3 protein-coding genes are annotated in these 3,020 nt (G+C 31.9%); all 3 read left to right on the forward strand.

Features of this window, described 5'->3' with window-relative positions; all coding sequences use genetic code 11:
• The first annotated feature begins 296 nt into the window (after positions 1-296).
• From DB895_RS13995 to DB895_RS14005, 3 genes are read left to right on the forward strand one after another with little or no spacing between them, the layout of a single operon-like run.
• Positions 297-1,685 carry a T9SS type A sorting domain-containing protein gene (locus tag DB895_RS13995; RefSeq protein ID WP_116725979.1) on the forward strand — a complete coding sequence of 463 codons (1,389 nt, stop codon included), beginning with the start codon at positions 297-299 and terminating at the stop codon, positions 1,683-1,685.
• Positions 1,686-1,687: 2 nt separating this feature from the next.
• Positions 1,688-1,978, forward strand: coding sequence for a hypothetical protein (locus tag DB895_RS14000; protein WP_116725980.1), 291 nt, complete (start codon positions 1,688-1,690; stop codon positions 1,976-1,978).
• Between the two features lie 57 nt (positions 1,979-2,035).
• A complete protein-coding gene (locus DB895_RS14005; RefSeq protein ID WP_116725981.1) occupies positions 2,036-2,908 on the forward strand; it encodes an Rpn family recombination-promoting nuclease/putative transposase in 873 nt (290 codons plus the stop codon).
• The last annotated feature ends 112 nt before the right edge of the window (positions 2,909-3,020 follow it).

The raw sequence follows: 3,020 nt of genomic DNA on the forward strand, positions 1-3,020 counted from the left end.
CCGACATCACCGCCTTGGACGCATTCCTTTCGGGAGAAAACTCCCTCAGGAACGACGACCAAGCCGGGAGCCGTTGGCAGAAAATTTGCGAGACCGACGAAAAAGCAAAAACTGATTAAAGATTAGTTCAAAACTAAACTAATCATCAGTAAATAAGTTATCGTTTAGAGTAAAGGAATTTCAAATAATATGCTAGCGGGGGCGGTACATTAACCAGTTTAAATAACACAAAATAGTACCTAAAGTTATCGTCCTAGTGGTAATCCATTAAATATAAATGGGAAGTTATTAAAATAATGAAAAATATTTTAAAAATATTTTTAATCACATTTAATTGTGCTGCTTTTGGTCAGTTTCAAGACATAAGTTATCAGACGAGAATAGGATTAGGACAATATTCATTAGTTCGATCCGACTTGCAGACAAATGGTCAATTGCTAGTTTCATCAGGTGGTAGTATTTTCCGTTTAAATACAGATGGAACAGAAGATTTAAGTTTTTCTGCAAATATTGGCACTGGATTTAGTAGAGATCCGACGTGTATAAAATTACAAAATGATGGCAAAATAATCGTACTTTTTGATCGTGGAACTCCTTTGACATTTAATGGATTACCAATACAAACTGTAATTCGATTAAATTCTGATGGGTCGTATGATAATTCGTTTAATTTTTTTATTGCTGGAAACCAAAGTTCATGGTTTCATGCACTAATACAAAATGATGGAAAAATTATATTAGGGAGCGAGGATACAATTTTAAGAATTAATTCAAACGGAACACAAGATAATACTTTCAGTACTGGCTACTCAGATGGTGGATGTAGAGCAATTTTAGATGTTAAATTTGATGTTAACAATAAAATCATTGTCGGAGGTTGTTTTTCTTTTTATAATAAAATCGTAGCAAACGGAGTGATTCGTCTCAATGCTAATGGTACGATAGACCCAACTTTTGTTACTGGTACTGGTTTTACATCAAATACAAATCCATATATAAGGGTAACATCAATTGCAATACAGAGTAATGGAAAATATCTATTTGGAGGAACTTTAGGTTCTTACAACGGCAATGTCGTAAATAATGTGGTACGGATTAATACAGATGGTTCGTTAGATAATACTTTTGTTTTTAATTCTGCAATTTTTGACACAGTAACAAATATGTATTTACAAACTAATGGCAATGTTATAGTTGTAGGAACAAAGAACACTACCATAAATTCCTTCCCAGTATTTTTAACATCTATTCAAAGATTTTTACCTACTGGACAAAATGATGGCACTTTAAATATATCGAATAATTTTACGGGTGCATTTGATACCACACCGTTTGTCAAGTCGCTTCAAATTCAGAACGACGGGAAGTTGATAGTTTTAGGAACATTTACAAAATATAATGATGTAACTGTCAACGGAATTGTCAGACTAACCGACAAAAATTTATTAACAAATAATTTTTCACTTAATCAAGTAATAGTCTATCCCAATCCCGCTAGTAATCTACTTAATATTAATAATACAGAATATACTTCATATGAAATTTTCAATACTGCTGGCGTAAAGATTATTTCAGACAGTCTAACTTCGCAACATATTAACACAAGTTTAATGCCAAAAGGACTTTATATTCTTTTGCTTAAAAATGATTTAAAAACAACAACCGTAAAATTTTTAAAAGAATAAATATGAAACCTGAAAATGTAAACCCTGGGAATTTTGAACTAATCGAAATAATTTACAACAACAATGAGTTTTCAGTAGCTTATGGAATTTTTGAAAAGGGAAACAAGTGTATTGGAATGCGCTGGAATGGCGATGTAAATAACAACAGTGACAAAGGATATCCGAAAGTATTCAAAAATCCAATGTGGTTTATTGTTCATCAAGACTTGATGAAGTTATTACTAAAAGGTTTGCTCGGAAAAGATAGCTCAAATAAAAAGGCATTGTTAGAAACACTTGAAACAGAGTTATAAATCAAGGTTTTTCAAACATTTTTTTACGTAAATTTGCATAATTAATTTATAGAAATAATGAGCAAGAAACTAATACGATTTGATTGGGCAATAAAAAGACTTTTGAGAAACAAAGCCAACTTTGTTGTGCTTGAAGGTTTTTTAAGCGAATTGTTGTTTGATAGCATAAAAATCGAACAAATTTTAGAAAGCGAAAGCAATCAAGACTATGACGATGACAAATTCAATCGTGTAGATATACTTACTCATAACTCTAAAAATGAATTGATTATAATTGAAATTCAAAGCACTTATGAAATAGATTATTTTCATAGAATGGCTTATGGCGTTTCAAAATCAATTTCAGAAAACTTAAAACTCGGACAAAAATATTCTGAAATCAAAAAAGTAATTTCTATAAACATCGTTTATTTTGACCTTGGACAAGGTCAAGATTATATTTATCGAGGTAAAACTGACTTTAAAGGTTTGCATCAAAACGATATTTTAGGACTATCTGAAAAACAAAAGCAAACATTTGTAAAACAAGAAGTTGCCGATATTTTTCCAGAATATTATTTATTAAAAGTTAATCAATTTAACGATATTGCAAAAGACACCTTGGATGAATGGGTTTATTTCCTAAAAAACAGCGAAGTAAAAGACGACTTCAAAGCCAAAGGTTTAAAAGAAGCCAACGAAGTTTTAGATATAATGCGTCTTGAAAAAGAAGACCAATATGGTTATAATCGTTATTTAGATAGTTTGCACTTAAAAGCAAGTGAGGTTTTTTCGCTACAAAGTGAAGCGGAATATAAAGTTAGAGAAGATGAGAAAATTGAAATTGCAAAAACCGGAATTATTGAGGGATTATCAAATGAACTAATTTCTAAATTAACAGGTTTGACAATTGAGAAAATACAGGAATTGAGAAACGAAACCGACAATTAAATCTTCTGCCAATCGAGTAGACGGGTCCGCCAGAGACTGACGGACTGCGCCTCTCACACCACCGTACGTACGGGTCTCGTATACGGCGGTTCGCAAAGTGATGGGTTGAGTT

It is taken from the genome of Flavobacterium psychrotolerans, assembly GCF_003097635.1.
Lineage (GTDB): Bacteria > Bacteroidota > Bacteroidia > Flavobacteriales > Flavobacteriaceae > Flavobacterium > Flavobacterium psychrotolerans.

Coding starts and splice junctions, on each gene's coding strand:
- DB895_RS13995 (WP_116725979.1), top strand. CDS start 297: ATGAAAAATATTTTAAAAATATTTTTAATCACATTTAATTGTGCTGCT.
- DB895_RS14000 (WP_116725980.1), top strand. CDS start 1,688: ATGAAACCTGAAAATGTAAACCCTGGGAATTTTGAACTAATCGAAATA.
- DB895_RS14005 (WP_116725981.1), top strand. CDS start 2,036: ATGAGCAAGAAACTAATACGATTTGATTGGGCAATAAAAAGACTTTTG.